19 protein-coding genes are annotated in these 13559 nt (G+C 41.3%); 11 read left to right on the top strand and 8 right to left on the bottom strand.

The genetic code is table 11. The features are described 5' to 3' along the window. Positions 1–62: 62 nt before the first annotated feature. Genes CHJ_RS01625 through mlaF form a run of 8 tightly spaced genes read right to left on the bottom strand, consistent with a single transcriptional unit; the run spans position 63 to position 5376 of the window. Positions 63–800: a 1-acylglycerol-3-phosphate O-acyltransferase gene (locus CHJ_RS01625; protein ID WP_317916698.1), complete on the bottom strand. Its 738-nt coding sequence runs from the start codon at positions 798–800 to the stop codon at positions 63–65. Further along, a complete protein-coding gene (gene murA, locus CHJ_RS01620; RefSeq protein ID WP_171752399.1) occupies positions 800–2065 on the bottom strand; it encodes a UDP-N-acetylglucosamine 1-carboxyvinyltransferase in 1266 nt (421 codons plus the stop codon). The genes CHJ_RS01625 and murA overlap by 1 nt, the downstream gene beginning before the upstream one ends. Before the next feature lie 8 nt (positions 2066–2073). Beyond that, the gene (gene ibaG / locus CHJ_RS01615) at positions 2074–2328 is read right to left on the bottom strand and encodes a BolA family iron metabolism protein IbaG (RefSeq protein ID WP_171752400.1); all 255 of its coding nucleotides are present in this window, start codon (positions 2326–2328) and stop codon (positions 2074–2076) included. 12 nt (positions 2329–2340) lie between these two features. Then, entirely contained in the window at positions 2341–2646 is a 306-nt protein-coding gene (locus tag CHJ_RS01610) for a lipid asymmetry maintenance protein MlaB (protein WP_171752401.1), read from the bottom strand. Then, entirely contained in the window at positions 2646–3302 is a 657-nt protein-coding gene (locus CHJ_RS01605) for an ABC transporter substrate-binding protein (RefSeq protein ID WP_171752402.1), read from the bottom strand. Before CHJ_RS01605 ends, CHJ_RS01610 begins: the two co-directional genes overlap by 1 nt. Before the next feature lie 4 nt (positions 3303–3306). Then, positions 3307–3786, bottom strand: coding sequence for an outer membrane lipid asymmetry maintenance protein MlaD (gene mlaD / locus CHJ_RS01600; RefSeq protein WP_317916697.1), 480 nt, complete (start codon positions 3784–3786; stop codon positions 3307–3309). 2 nt (positions 3787–3788) lie between these two features. Further along, positions 3789–4580, bottom strand: a complete 792-nt coding sequence (mlaE, locus tag CHJ_RS01595) for a lipid asymmetry maintenance ABC transporter permease subunit MlaE (protein ID WP_171752404.1) — start codon at positions 4578–4580, stop codon at positions 3789–3791. Beyond that, positions 4573–5376 (bottom strand): phospholipid ABC transporter ATP-binding protein MlaF, encoded by an 804-nt coding sequence (gene mlaF / locus CHJ_RS01590; protein ID WP_171752405.1) that lies wholly within the window; start codon positions 5374–5376, stop codon positions 4573–4575. The genes mlaE and mlaF overlap by 8 nt, the downstream gene beginning before the upstream one ends. 299 nt (positions 5377–5675) lie before the next feature. Here mlaF and CHJ_RS01585 point away from each other — a divergent pair, with 299 nt between their 5' ends. From CHJ_RS01585 to CHJ_RS01535, 11 genes are all read left to right on the top strand, one after another. Next, positions 5676–6641, top strand: a complete 966-nt coding sequence (locus tag CHJ_RS01585) for a calcium/sodium antiporter (protein WP_171752406.1) — start codon at positions 5676–5678, stop codon at positions 6639–6641. Positions 6642–6660: 19 nt separating this feature from the next. After that, a complete protein-coding gene (gene kdsD / locus CHJ_RS01580; protein ID WP_171752407.1) occupies positions 6661–7629 on the top strand; it encodes an arabinose-5-phosphate isomerase KdsD in 969 nt (322 codons plus the stop codon). Further along, positions 7629–8186: a 3-deoxy-manno-octulosonate-8-phosphatase KdsC gene (kdsC, locus tag CHJ_RS01575; protein WP_317916696.1), complete on the top strand. Its 558-nt coding sequence runs from the start codon at positions 7629–7631 to the stop codon at positions 8184–8186. Before kdsD ends, kdsC begins: the two co-directional genes overlap by 1 nt. After that, positions 8183–8746: an LPS export ABC transporter periplasmic protein LptC gene (lptC, locus tag CHJ_RS01570; protein ID WP_171752409.1), complete on the top strand. Its 564-nt coding sequence runs from the start codon at positions 8183–8185 to the stop codon at positions 8744–8746. The genes kdsC and lptC overlap by 4 nt, the downstream gene beginning before the upstream one ends. Next, the gene (gene lptA, locus CHJ_RS01565; RefSeq protein ID WP_171752410.1) at positions 8727–9227 is read left to right on the top strand and encodes a lipopolysaccharide transport periplasmic protein LptA; all 501 of its coding nucleotides are present in this window, start codon (positions 8727–8729) and stop codon (positions 9225–9227) included. The genes lptC and lptA overlap by 20 nt, the downstream gene beginning before the upstream one ends. Position 9228: 1 nt before the next feature. Next, entirely contained in the window at positions 9229–9954 is a 726-nt protein-coding gene (lptB, locus tag CHJ_RS01560; protein ID WP_171752411.1) for an LPS export ABC transporter ATP-binding protein, read from the top strand. Positions 9955–10021: 67 nt separating this feature from the next. Beyond that, positions 10022–11494 (top strand): RNA polymerase factor sigma-54, encoded by a 1473-nt coding sequence (locus tag CHJ_RS01555; RefSeq protein WP_317916695.1) that lies wholly within the window; start codon positions 10022–10024, stop codon positions 11492–11494. Between the two features lie 22 nt (positions 11495–11516). Then, on the top strand, positions 11517–11804 hold the full coding sequence (gene hpf, locus CHJ_RS01550) for a ribosome hibernation promoting factor (RefSeq protein ID WP_171752413.1): 288 nt from the start codon (positions 11517–11519) through the stop codon (positions 11802–11804). Positions 11805–11806: 2 nt separating this feature from the next. Continuing rightward, the gene (gene ptsN / locus CHJ_RS01545; protein ID WP_171752414.1) at positions 11807–12253 is read left to right on the top strand and encodes a PTS IIA-like nitrogen regulatory protein PtsN; all 447 of its coding nucleotides are present in this window, start codon (positions 11807–11809) and stop codon (positions 12251–12253) included. Then, complete coding sequence (gene rapZ, locus CHJ_RS01540; protein WP_171752415.1) at positions 12253–13140, top strand: RNase adapter RapZ; 888 nt, start codon at positions 12253–12255, stop codon at positions 13138–13140. Before ptsN ends, rapZ begins: the two co-directional genes overlap by 1 nt. Before the next feature lie 23 nt (positions 13141–13163). Next, entirely contained in the window at positions 13164–13439 is a 276-nt protein-coding gene (locus CHJ_RS01535) for an HPr family phosphocarrier protein (protein WP_171752416.1), read from the top strand. Positions 13440–13559: the final 120 nt, after the last annotated feature.

Genomic DNA, 13559 nt, shown 5'->3' with positions numbered 1-13559 from the left:
TCGAGATCATTTAAACATAAAAAAAGCACTGAACATTCAGTGCTTTTTTGTTTGCGATTAAGTTATTTCGCTTTCTTAGCTTTACGTGCATCCACTTCAGCGTCTAGCTCTTCTAGCTTGTTCTTCATCTGTTCTCGGCAGAGTTCCGCAAGTTTTCTTACGTCCCCCTTCTCATACCCTTCGGTACTTACTGGGGGTAGCATTTCTACTATAACATGCCCATTGTCCCAACTATTTAAGCTCAACTTGTTCTGAGTTGTGCTGCAGACTATTGGGATGATTGATAGATTTGCACCGATTGCAGCATGGAATGCACCCGTTTTAAATGGCAAAAGTCCACGACCACGGGAGCGAGTTCCTTCAGGAAACATCCAAACGGAAACGTCACTCTCTTTCATTGTATCAACAACTTGATCGATAGTGCCTTTGGCTTTAGAACGATTAAATCTGTCTATTAATATGTTTCCCGTCAACCAATACAGCTGGCCAAATAACGGAATCCAAACCAGACTTTTTTTGCCAACAGTTACAACTTTTGGTGTTACTGCCGCAGAGATTGTGAAGAGATCCCAAGTATTCTGATGGTTAGCAATATAGAGATGCTGCCCTCTATCATAGACATCGTCAGGAAATCGTAACTCTAGAGTAAAACCAAATATCTTGGCCATACGGCTAAACTGACGGCCAATGATAAACACCAATTTAGGGTTTCTTGGTGTTAATAGGCTATAACCACAGCCGAAAATAAACATAACAACTGCAAATATTGCCAACGCGACTAATCGTAAAAACGCTATCATCAATCCGACTCTCTAAATCGTTCTATATTTGCACCAAGCTGAGATAACTTGTCTTCGATTTTTTCATAGCCACGGTCAATATGGTAAATACGGTCAACAATCGTCTCACCTTTTGCTATACAACCTGCAATAACAAGGCTCGCCGACGCACGTAAGTCAGTTGCCATCACTTGCGCAGCGCTTAAGCTATCAACATCACCACAAATAACACTGTTGCCTTCAACTTCTGCTTTAGCGCCCATACGCTGTAGCTCAGGCACATGCATAAAGCGATTTTCAAAAATGGTTTCGGTAATTAAGCCTCCACCTTTAGACATCATATTCAGCAAGGTAAATTGCGCTTGCATGTCGGTAGGAAAACCTGGATGAGGAGCAGTACGAACCGTGACCGCTTTTAGCTCTCTACCTGTCATGTCTAAGCTAATCCAATCATCGCCTAGCTCAATAAGTGCCCCAGCCTCTTCTAATTTCGCCAGTACCGCTTCTAGAAGATGTGATTGCGTATTCTTACAGGTAATTTTACCGCCAGATACTGCTGCGGCAACCAAGAACGTTCCGGTTTCGATACGATCAGCAACCACAGTATGCTTACCACCACTAAGGCGTTCAACACCTTCAATAGTAATCGTGTCGGTTCCAGCTCCTGTAATTTTGGCACCAAGAGTGTTTAAAAAATTTGCAGTGTCTTCAATTTCAGGTTCGCGAGCTGCGTTATCCAGTACTGTCTTGCCTTCCGCAAGCGTTGCAGCACACATAATGGTAATGGTTGCGCCAACACTGACTTTATCCATAACAATATGAGCGCCTTTCAGACGTCCATCAACTTCTGCTTTTACATACCCTTCATCAAGCGTGATTGTGGCACCAAGCTGCTCTAAACCATGAATATGCAAATCCACAGGTCTAGCACCAATAGCACAACCACCAGGCAGTGACACTTGCCCTTTACCAAATCGAGCAACTAAAGGCCCTAAAGCCCATATTGATGCTCTCATGGTTTTAACTAAATCATAAGGGGCACATAGCTCTGAGATTTCACTGCTATCTACATGGACCGAACCATTGCGCTCAACTTTTGCACCCAAACGCTTCAACAACTCCATGGTTGTATCAATATCTTTTAATTTGGGTACATTCGAAACTTCTACAGGTTCTTCCGCTAATATTGCGGCAAATAAAATAGGCAGTGCTGCATTTTTTGCACCGCCAATGGTCACTTCACCTGTCAGTGGAGTGCTAGAACCTTTTACTCTAAACTTTTCCATTAAAAACCTTATAGCGACATCAGTTTTTTATCGCGAGCCCACTCTTCTGGAGTAAACGCTTTGATTGAGACGGCATGAATATCATTTCTCTGAATGTATTCCATCAGAGGAGCGTAAATTAATTGTTGTTTTTTCACTCGGTTCAATTCAGCAAAACAAGGATCAACAGCAATCACTTCAAACTGACTGCCTTCACCTTTAACAATAATCTCTTGTAGTTCCAATGCGTTAACTAGTATTTCTTTTACTTCTACACTTTCCACAATTAAGCCTGCCTAATTTTGTATATGATCAACCATCATGCTTTCTATGTTGCTTAGCTGAAACAACATCTTCAGTTGATCAGGCACGAAGCTGAGCATTATATGACAGTTTGAAATTTTTGCATGTTGAATTAAGTGAATTAACAATACCATTCCTGCAGAATCCACTCTTTTTGCCTCTTTAAGAGAGAGTTCAACCGAATTTATTTCAGGTTGCCACTGCTGCATCTCTTGCCAAAGTAGAGGAACGGTTTCTCTTGTTAACTCACCATCAATAAAAAGGTTAGATTCTTCTATCCACCATTTTACCGATGCCATTACTGACGTCCTTCAATACGAATAGGTTGTCGAGAAAGACGAGAAAGCTCTTTAGCAACATAAGGAATACCTTCGTTACGAATCTGCCCATTCCACTCTGACTGCTTGCTAGAAAGTAAGCTAATCCCTTCAGCAATCATATCGTAGGCGAGCCATTCATTGGTTTTCTTATTCTTTCTCAGCTTAAACTCAATATTGATATTTGGTTTTGGAGGATCAATCACATCGACATTAATGCCGATAATACGTTTTTTAGCATCAATTTCTTTCTTGTTTTCAAACTCTACAGATTGATCAACGTAAAGCGTTAGAACTTGCGCATAAGAAGCAATTAAGTAATCGTGAAAGGCATCAATAAATGCGTTCACGTCTTCTTTCTTAGTATCTTTGCTTTTTAAATGTGACCCTAACAATTTCAATGCGGCATAACGGTGATTGACATAAGGCATTAGCTCTTCTGCAACCACGACTTTTAATTGATCTGGGTTCTCTTCTATTTGAACCTTCTCCGCTTTTAAACGGCTAAATAAGTTATCTGCAACAACTTCTATCATCTCATAAGGTTTAGTTTTATCTACTTCTTGTGCAAAAGACGCGGATGATAAAGTAAGGGCAATCAACCCCATCATGCTTATCGATTTACGTAACCAGTTCATCTCGTTACTCCTCTCCTGAATCGTTCACTTTATACAACATCTGGCCAATCAAATCTTCCAGTACCAGTGCCGATTTTGTATCTTCAATAATATCCCCATCTTCTAGCATATCGATATCTTCATCAACAAAGCCAGGAACAAAACCTATGTATTGCTCACCAATAAGCCCTGAAGTTAGAATAGTCGCGCTAGATGTATCAGGAAAATAACCATACTGTTTTTCTATTGCTAATGTCACAACAGGCGTGTAATTCTCTTTATCCAACGAAATATCACTCACTCGCCCAACAACTACACCACCAATTTTTACTGGAGAGCGTACTTTTAAGCTGCCTATATTGTCAAAATAAGCATTTAAATTATAAGTGGCACCTGAGCCCATACCCGTCACATTGGCAACTTTAAATATCATCAATAGTATGGCAATAACTCCAGCCGCCACAAAAGTCCCAACCCATAGCTCTAATTTTCGTGTTTGTTGCATGTTTAGTTCCCGAACATCAAAGCAGTAAGCACAAAATCAAGCGCCAATACTGCTAAAGAAGAATGTACTACTGTACGTGTGGTGGCTTTACTGATCCCTTCAGAAGTTGGAATAGCATCATAGCCGTTAAATAGTGCAATCCAAGTAACTGTTATTGCAAAAATCACACATTTGATAAGGCTGTTGCCTATATCTCGCCCTAATTGAACAGATGACTGCATAGCAGACCAAAAGCTTCCATGGTCTATACCTTTCCAGTCAACGCCCACTAACTCTGCTCCCCAAATGCCAACAATCATAAAAATCATCGCCAGTAGAGGCATAGAAATAAGACCGGCCCATAACCTTGGAGAGATAACTCGCTGCAAAGGGTCCACAGCCATCATTTCTAAGCTAGAAAGTTGCTCCGTTGCTTTCATTAAACCAATTTCAGCGGTTAAAGCGGAGCCGGCTCGACCAGCAAAAAGTAAAGCGGTGACGACTGGGCCTAACTCTCTTAATAGAGATAAGGCCACCATCTGTCCTAGACTGCCTTCTGCACCATAATCAATAAGAACAACAAAGCCTTGCAGGCTCAAAACCATACCGATAAACAGACCTGAAACAATAATAATCGCTAAAGATTGAACACCAATGCTATAAAGCTGCTTTAAAAGAAGGGGAAAATTTTTAATTGGTGCAGGTTTATACACTAACGCACCGTAAAGCATAAAACTGGCTCGTCCCCATGAGCGACAACTTGATAAGACTTTGCTTCCTAATCCCTCAAGATAGCTTACTAGAGAATCAATCATGGCTATAAATATCCTCTTCAATATTTACGGCAGGAAAGCGGAATGGTACCGGACCATCAGCATGTCCTTGCAAGAACTGTTGCACCATAGGATCCTCATTAGCAGTTAACTCATCAGGTGAACCCGAGGCAATGACTCGGCCATCCGCAAGCAGGTAGACATGATCGGCAATACTCATTACTTCTGGAACGTCATGTGACACCACGATAGATGTTAATCCCAAAGCTCGATTTAAATTACCAATTAGCTCTACCAACACCCCCATGGTTATTGGGTCTTGGCCAACAAATGGCTCATCATACATAATTAATTCAGGATCGAGCGCTATCGCTCTTGCCAACGCCGCTCGTCTTGCCATCCCGCCAGAAAGCTCACTGGGCATCAATTGAGCCGCACCACGAAGCCCCACCGCTTCCAATTTTAATTTAACTAATGTTGTAATCAGTTCTTCAGACAGTTCTGTATGTTCGCGTAAAGGAAAAGCGACGTTCTCAAAAACGGTTAAATCAGTGAAAAGAGCACCCGACTGAAAAAGCATGCTCATTTTTTTACGGGCTTTATACAGAGCCGAACGATTTAAAGTAGGAATATTCTCTCCTTCAAACCATATATCACCAGATTCAGGGTAAATTTGCCCGCCAATAAGTCGCAGCATGGTTGTTTTCCCTATACCTGACGGCCCCATGATCGCCGTCACTTTGCCTTTTGGTACTCGTAAACTGACGTTATCGAATATTGTTCGATTACCACGAGAAAAAGTAAGGTTATTAACGGTGACTAAATCCTTAATCGACATAAATCCACTTTAAGTAATTAAATTATTTGTTCTATATATGAAACCTGATAGACATAATATTATGCCAAAAGTTTAAAGAGATTCATAAGATTAAGATTCTAACCTTATTTCGACTAGAATTAGTACTCTTTCTAAGAGTATAATTCACAGATTGAGCAAGGGAGTGTCCTTTAACTTTCCTTAATAAGAAGGTGGGATCATATCTCTAAGACTTTCTTCAAAGTTAAACTTTCTTTTTATTTCGCTGAACGTAGAATTAGCGGCCACATGTTTAATAGTGTAATTTTGTAGGAATCATCATGTTTGTAGCCGTAGTGACTCTCATCATTGGCTTAATATTTCTAGTTTGGAGCGCTGACCGGCTTGTGTTCGGGGCAGCTGCATTAGCAAGAAATGTTGGTATATCACCTCTCGTTATTGGTATGACTATTTTGGCTATGGGCTCTTCTGCGCCTGAGATGATGGTTTCTGCTACCGCAGCATTAGAGGGAAAAACAGATACAGCCATTGGCAATGTCCTCGGTTCGAACATTGCTAACATCGCCCTTATTCTTGGCATTACCGCCATTGTTAAGCCTCTTTCTATCAGCTCTGCTGTTATTCGACGTGAACTCCCATTAATGATTGTGGTCACGTTATTAGCAGGTCTCATTCTCTGGGATAGTCATTTAGGCTTCTACGAAGGGGTTTTACTCTTTGTACTCTTTGCCTCGTTTATTTTGGCTATGTTAAGAATCAGCCACATAGAAAAAAATAAAGGCGATGCATTCTTAGAAGAACAAGAATCTGAAGTTCCTGAAGGGGTGAGTAACAGCAAAGCCCTTATGTGGGTGGTTATCGGTTTAATTATACTGCCGTTAGCGGCTGATGAACTGGTAGACAGTGCAGTGATCATCGCCAAGTATTTTGGCATGAGTGATCTGGTTATTGGATTAACCATCATCGCTATTGGAACCAGCTTACCAGAGCTTGCCGCGTCATTAGCGGGTGTCCTAAAAGGTGAAGACGATATGGCCGTGGGCAATATTATTGGCTCTAACGTCTTTAATATTTTAGCGGTTATGGGAATTCCCGGCATTCTCAACCCTTCAGTAATTAGTGAGCATGCCATGGGAAGAGATTTTTGGGTGATGCTTACCGTCTCTTTGTTGCTGGTTATTTTCGCGCTAGGAAAATCCCGCAGCATAAACCGCATAGAAGGAACCATATTTTTCTTCTGCTTTGTTGGTTATCAAGTTTACCTATTTTCAAATCTGACTGTTTAATAGCAAGGAAAAAAAAGTAATGTCTGAGTTTGACTATCAGCAAGCCGCAAACGAAGTGCTTGATATTGAAATTAATGCTCTAAAGCAGTTAAGACAATATTTTAATCATGACTTTAGTGAAGCATGCCAACGTATATTTCATAACCAAGGTAAAGTGGTGGTTATGGGAATGGGCAAGTCAGGCCATATTGGCAAAAAGATCGCCGCGACTCTGGCCAGTACCGGAACCTCTGCTTTTTTTGTTCACCCAGGTGAAGCCTCACATGGCGATCTAGGTATGATTGAGCAAGGCGATATTGTTATTGCCATTTCCAACTCAGGTGAATCCGCAGAAATTCTATCGCTATTTACTGTATTAAAAAGATTAAATATCACCATCATAAGCATGACGGGTAAACCCGCGTCGACTATGGCGAAGCTTGCTGACATTCATCTGCAAATCACTGTTCCTGAAGAAGCCTGCCCACTAGGACTCGCTCCAACCGCCAGCACAACAGCTACCTTAGTTATGGGTGATGCCCTTGCGGTCGCCTTACTTCGAGCAAAAGGATTCACAGCCGAAGACTTTGCTTTATCTCATCCGGGTGGTGCGTTAGGACGCAAGTTGCTGCTTAAACTCAATGATATTATGCGCTCAGGTGATGAGTTACCAAAAGTGCTTCCAGATGCACTGGTCAAAGATGCCCTATTAGTGATATCTCAAAAAGGGCTAGGAATGACCGCCGTCGTGAACAAAGATGATCAGGTTGTGGGTATTTTTACTGATGGCGATTTACGTCGTTTATTGGATAAGCAAATTGATATCCATACGGCGCAGATAGGCGAAGTCATGACACACAACCCAACATCAGCGACACCCAACATGCTTGCCGTCGACGGCGTTAATATGATGCAAGAGAAGAGAATCACCAGCTTACTACTTTGTGAAGAAGGTAAATTAGTTGGCGCACTCAATATGCATGATCTGCTGAAAGCGGGAGTTATGTAATGTCAGAGCTGGTTCAAACCCTCTATGGAACCGTCTCAAAAGAGATTGTTGATATAGCAAAAGAGATTAAATTATTAATTTGCGACGTTGACGGTGTTTTTTCAGATGGTCTCGTCTACATGGGCAATAACGGTGAAGAGCTAAAAACGTTTCACACCCGCGATGGCCATGGCGTTAAATCTCTAATGAGTGCCGGAATTGAGATCGCCATAATTACTGGCCGCCAATCACAAATCGTTGAAAACCGCATGTCCGCCTTAGGCATATCTCTTATTTATCAAGGGCAAAATGATAAATTAGAAGCCTATAATGATATTTGCGCTAAGCTTAATATCGCACCTAAAAACATTGCTTATATTGGTGACGATCTTATCGACTGGCCAGTGATGGATAAGGTTGCACTTAAAGTATGCGTCGCGGATGGACACCCATTATTAGCCAAGCGAGCTAACTATGTGACTTCTATTAAAGGAGGATACGGTGCAGTGCGTGAAGTATGTGACCTTATTTTACAAGCAAGAGATGAACTTGATGAGCACAAAGGCTTAAGTATATGAGTTTGCCTCGTATTATCTATACTCTATTGATTATGATCGCCGCTTACGCGACGTTCTATCTTTATGGTACAAACAAAGTGACCACGATTCAGGTAACGCCAGATCTGGAGTTGCCTGCCTTAAGTGGACAAAATGTGGATAATACAAATTATGCTGAAAGTGGCATCAGAAGTTATCGAGTCACCTCTAGATATCTCGACCACTACGCCAAGAGTGGCGATACTATTTTTGAATTTCCCGTTCTATTTATATATCGTGAAGGTGAATTAGAAGAGTGGCAGGTAACAGCAGAGCGAGGAGTACTAGATAAAGATCAAGTTCTCACCTTATACAGCAATGTTGTCGCCAAAAATTTATTACCTGACGCTAGTTTTGATACTATGACGGCAGAAAAATTATTTATTCAATTAGATACTCGTAACTTTTGGGCCGACACACCAGTATTATTAACTGGCCCAACATTTAAAACCAAAGGGAATGCGATGAAAGGCAATTTTGCCGAGAATATCGCCACCCTATATAACAAAGTACAAGGTAAATATGAAACTCTTACACCTTAGCCTTATTGCTTGCCTATTCACAACATACAATGCATTAGCGTTGACATCAGACTCAGAACAGCCGATCTATATTGATTCTGATAAGCAAAACCTCGATATGAAAAGCAGTAAAGTGACTTTCACTGGGGATGTAAAGCTAAAGCAAGGTAGCATCAATATTAATGCCGATAAACTCATTGTTATCCGTAATCAAAAAGATGACACCTTAAAAGAGATAGAAGCTTATGGTGAGCCAGCGACCTTTTCGCAGTTAACTGACGAAGGAAAAACCCTTCAAGGGGAAGCCAAAGAGCTCTACTATAAAGTCGCGACGGATCAGTTAACCATGATTTCTGAAGCCACTCTATCTCAAGATGAAAGTACAATCCGCGGGCAAAAAATCACCTATAAGATTTCTTCCCAAAAGCTAACCGCTGATGGTGGCAAAAATGAACGAGTAAAAACCGTTCTTCAACCTGCAGCACAAGCACCTAAACAGTAATATGGCCATATTAAAAGCGGAACATTTAGCGAAAAGCTATAAGAATAAAAAAGTCGTCACCGACGTTAGCATTACCGTGGAGTCAGGACAGATTGTTGGATTACTCGGGCCTAACGGGGCTGGAAAAACCACATCGTTTTATATGATTGTTGGTTTAGTCGCTCGTGACGAAGGCCGAATTATGATCGATGATCAAGATATCAGTATTCTACCAATGCATAGCCGCTCTCGATTAGGCATCGGCTATTTGCCGCAAGAAGCGTCTATTTTCCGAAAACTCTCAGTTGAAGATAACATTATGGCGGTATTGCAGACTCGAAAAGAGCTGAGCCGCGAAGAGAGACAAGACAAAGTCGAAGACTTGCTAGACGAATTTAACATTCAGCATATCCGAAAAAGTACGGGTATGTCTCTGTCTGGAGGGGAGCGCCGTCGAGTTGAAATAGCACGAGCGTTGGCTGCAAACCCTGAATTTATCTTGTTAGATGAACCTTTCGCCGGTGTTGACCCTATTTCTGTTATCGATATTAAAAAAATTATCGAACATCTAAGGGATCGAGGTCTAGGTGTTTTAATCACCGATCACAATGTTCGTGAAACATTGGATGTATGTGAACGAGCTTACATTGTAAGTCAAGGTCATTTGATTGCAGAAGGGAGCCCAGATCAAGTTCTAAACAATGAACAGGTAAAACAGGTTTATCTCGGAGAGCAATTCCGTCTATGATTAATATATGGATGGAAAAAGGATTACGTTTGTTGAGCGATAATAAAAACAAGGCAGCAATTACTGGATGAAACCTTCATTACAACTAAAGCTAGGCCAACAGTTAGCAATGACGCCACAGTTACAACAAGCCATACGTTTGTTGCAACTATCAACATTGGATCTACAACAAGAGATTCAAGAAGCGCTAGAGTCCAATCCTCTACTCGACGTCGATGAAGGTCAGGAAGAGAACAGCAACTCATCAGAAGAGAACAAACAAAAAGAAGAGAGCGCAACTGACGTAGCCAATGAAACGGCCGCAGAACCTGAAGCACCTGACAGCTCAGATATTATCGAGAAATCTGAGATCTCAGATGATCTAGAAATCGATGCCTCATGGGACGATGTATACAGCGCAAATACTGGCAATACAGGTATTGCCATTGATGACGACATGCCTGTCTACCAAGGTGAAACCACCCAAAGTCTACAAGACTACCTGCACTGGCAACTGGATCTTACCCCCTTTACAGACACTGATAACGCCATAGCAACAGCTATCATTGATGCGGTAGATAATTATGGCTACTTAACCGTATCAACAGAAGAGATTTTAGAAAGTGTTGATAACGAAGATGTTGAACTTGATGAGGTCGAGGCGGTATTAAAACGCATACAGCAGTTCGATCCGCTTGGGGTTGCTTCTCGAAACTTACAAGAATGTTTATTACTTCAGTTAGCGACCTTCCCTCAAGAAACGCCGTGGTTAGAACAAGCAAAATTGATTCTAGAAAATCACATTGATCAACTCGGTAACCGTGATTATAAGTTGATTAGCAAAGAGAGTAAGTTGAAAGAGGCGGAGTTGCGTGAAGTAATGCAGCTCATTCAACAACTGGATCCTCGTCCCGGTAACTCTATCACTCCAGATGAAACAGAATATGTCATTCCAGATGTATCTGTGTTTAAAGACCGAGGCAAATGGACCGTTTCTATCAACCCAGATAGCGTACCCCGGCTCAAGGTCAATCAACAATATGCTACATTAGGTAAAGGCAGCAGTGCCGATAGCCAATTCATTCGTAGTAACTTACAAGAAGCTAAATGGCTAATAAAAAGCTTAGAAAGCAGAAATGAAACCTTATTAAAGGTGGCTCGTTGTATTGTTGAGCATCAACAAAATTTCTTTGAATATGGTGAAGAAGCCATGAAACCCATGGTACTCAATGACATTGCTCTCGCTGTCGATATGCATGAGTCCACCATATCTCGCGTAACAACTCAAAAATTCATGCACACACCACGCGGTATTTTTGAGCTTAAGTACTTCTTCTCTAGCCATGTTAGTACCGACAATGGTGGAGAATGTTCATCTACAGCAATTCGAGCATTAATCAAAAAACTGGTTGCCGCAGAAAACACGGGCAAACCATTGAGTGATAGTAAGATTGCTGCACTGTTAGCTGACCAAGGGATTCAGGTCGCTCGACGAACCATCGCTAAGTACCGTGAATCTCTGGGGATAGCCCCATCTAGTCAGCGTAAACGACTACTCTAGGTCACAATAAAAAGGAAAGTCTATGCAAATCAATATTAAAGGGCATCACGTTGATCTTACCGATTCAATGCAAGACTACGTTCATACAAAGTTTCAAAAATTAGAGCGTTTTTTTGAGCATATTAATAATGTTCATGTGGTATTACGTGTAGAAAAAGTAAACCAGATTGCAGAAGCAACCTTGCATGTTAATCACGGTGATATTCATGCCACCGCGAATGATGAAAACATGTACGCAGCAATAGACTCCTTAGTTGACAAATTAGTACGTCAATTGAATAAACATAAAGAAAAACTTAACAGCCATTAACCATGCAAATTAACCAAGTACTTTCATTGGACTGCACTAAAAGTGCCGTCCAATGCTCAAGTAAAAAAAGAGCTTTAGAGCTCATTAGCCAAATCGCCGCCGAACATACTGGGCAGAGTTCGAATGAACTATTCGAATGTATGCTTAACCGAGAAAAAATGGGCAGTACCGGGATCGGTAACGGTATCGCGATTCCGCACGCAAGAATGTATAGCTGTGATGAAGCTGTCGCTATATTAATTCAGTGCGAAGAAGGCATCGAATTTGATGCCATTGATAACAGACCTGTTGATCTGCTGTTTGCTCTGCTCGTTCCTGATGCTCAGTGCAAAGAGCATTTAAAAACATTGTCATCAATGGCCGAACGACTCAATGATAAGCAAGTTCTAAAACAGCTTAGAAATGCCCAGAGTGATCAAGAACTCTACGACATAATGACGAGTCAGTAATGAAAGAGTCCACTCACACAAATAATACAAAACTGGTCATAATCAGTGGTCAATCTGGTGCAGGAAAAAGTGTTGCGCTACGAGTTTTAGAAGACCTTGGGTATTATTGTGTTGATAATTTACCCGTCAATTTACTTAATCAGTTTGTAAAAACCGTGGGTGGCCGAAATCAAAATGTTGCAGTCAGTGTCGACATTAGAAACCTTCCAAATAATCCTGAACTGGTCACCAATGCTTTAGCCCAGATGCGAGCAGAAATAGACCTTACTCTATTTTTCTTCGATGCTAGCCCTGAAACTCTGCTAAAAAGGTACAGTGAAACTCGACGAATTCACCCATTGTCACTAAATGAAGATAAACTTTCTTTAGGACAAGCCATTGAACAAGAGAAGCAACAACTTGAGTATCTTAAGGAGTTGTCTGATCTGGTCATAGATAGCAGCGGACAATCCATTCATGATCTCAGTGAACTGATCAGAATGCGGGTGCTTGGCAGAGAGAGCCAAGAACTTGTCATGGTATTCGAATCGTTTGGTTTTAAGTATGGTATTCCTACTGACGCCGACTACGTGTTCGATGTTCGCTTTCTACCTAATCCACACTGGGAACCTTCATTACGTCCTCTTACTGGGCTTGATCAACCAATAATCGACTTCTTAGAAAAACAACCAAGTGTGCAAGAGCTAACCAAAGACATTCAAAACTACATTGTTAAATGGCTACCTCTATTAGAAAAAAATAACCGCAGCTATCTAACCGTTGCCATCGGCTGCACCGGTGGTAAACATCGCTCAGTCTATTTAACTCAACAACTGGGTCATATTTTTAAGCAGCAAGGGAAACAAGTGCAGGTTCGTCATACTAGCTTAGAAAAATATCACAGTTAACCTCCTCGTTAAGGATCTCATCTATGGAGTGCAGTAGAACAGTATTGATTCAAAACCGACTTGGATTGCACGCTCGTGCTGCGGTGAAACTGGTTGAACTCGCGCAAACCTATCAAGCTTCCATTACCGTATCGAACGAAGAGAACAAAGCAATGTCGGCAGACAGTGTCATGGGACTGATTATGCTCGAGTCCGCTCAAGGACAAAATGTCACCGTGGTCTGTGAGGGAGAAGAGGCGAGTGAGGCCTTGGAAGCGGTTTGCCACTTAATTGCATCCAAATTTGAAGAAGATGAGTAATTTTTCAACAATTTAGAGCATGATTCTCTTTAAACTTCACCCTATTTTCAAATTATTTTCTCTTGGTCATAAGAACTTATTAAATAAGCTTTAAAATTAAGTTAGTATCTATACCAACAA

It is taken from the genome of Vibrio sp. MACH09, assembly GCF_033238805.1.
Classification (GTDB): Bacteria; Pseudomonadota; Gammaproteobacteria; order Enterobacterales; family Vibrionaceae; genus Vibrio.
Note: the sequence above shows the minus strand (reverse complement) of the source record. Positions and strands in the feature narration are given on the sequence as shown.

Coding starts and splice junctions, on each gene's coding strand:
- CHJ_RS01625 (WP_317916698.1), bottom strand. CDS start 800: ATGATAGCGTTTTTACGATTAGTCGCGTTGGCAATATTTGCAGTTGTT.
- murA (WP_171752399.1), bottom strand. CDS start 2,065: ATGGAAAAGTTTAGAGTAAAAGGTTCTAGCACTCCACTGACAGGTGAA.
- CHJ_RS01610 (WP_171752401.1), bottom strand. CDS start 2,646: ATGGCATCGGTAAAATGGTGGATAGAAGAATCTAACCTTTTTATTGAT.
- CHJ_RS01605 (WP_171752402.1), bottom strand. CDS start 3,302: ATGAACTGGTTACGTAAATCGATAAGCATGATGGGGTTGATTGCCCTT.
- mlaD (WP_317916697.1), bottom strand. CDS start 3,786: ATGCAACAAACACGAAAATTAGAGCTATGGGTTGGGACTTTTGTGGCG.
- mlaE (WP_171752404.1), bottom strand. CDS start 4,580: ATGATTGATTCTCTAGTAAGCTATCTTGAGGGATTAGGAAGCAAAGTC.
- mlaF (WP_171752405.1), bottom strand. CDS start 5,376: ATGTCGATTAAGGATTTAGTCACCGTTAATAACCTTACTTTTTCTCGT.
- CHJ_RS01585 (WP_171752406.1), top strand. CDS start 5,676: ATGTTTGTAGCCGTAGTGACTCTCATCATTGGCTTAATATTTCTAGTT.
- kdsD (WP_171752407.1), top strand. CDS start 6,661: ATGTCTGAGTTTGACTATCAGCAAGCCGCAAACGAAGTGCTTGATATT.
- kdsC (WP_317916696.1), top strand. CDS start 7,629: ATGTCAGAGCTGGTTCAAACCCTCTATGGAACCGTCTCAAAAGAGATT.
- lptC (WP_171752409.1), top strand. CDS start 8,183: ATGAGTTTGCCTCGTATTATCTATACTCTATTGATTATGATCGCCGCT.
- lptA (WP_171752410.1), top strand. CDS start 8,727: ATGAAACTCTTACACCTTAGCCTTATTGCTTGCCTATTCACAACATAC.
- lptB (WP_171752411.1), top strand. CDS start 9,229: ATGGCCATATTAAAAGCGGAACATTTAGCGAAAAGCTATAAGAATAAA.
- CHJ_RS01555 (WP_317916695.1), top strand. CDS start 10,022: ATGAAACCTTCATTACAACTAAAGCTAGGCCAACAGTTAGCAATGACG.
- hpf (WP_171752413.1), top strand. CDS start 11,517: ATGCAAATCAATATTAAAGGGCATCACGTTGATCTTACCGATTCAATG.
- ptsN (WP_171752414.1), top strand. CDS start 11,807: ATGCAAATTAACCAAGTACTTTCATTGGACTGCACTAAAAGTGCCGTC.
- rapZ (WP_171752415.1), top strand. CDS start 12,253: ATGAAAGAGTCCACTCACACAAATAATACAAAACTGGTCATAATCAGT.
- CHJ_RS01535 (WP_171752416.1), top strand. CDS start 13,164: ATGGAGTGCAGTAGAACAGTATTGATTCAAAACCGACTTGGATTGCAC.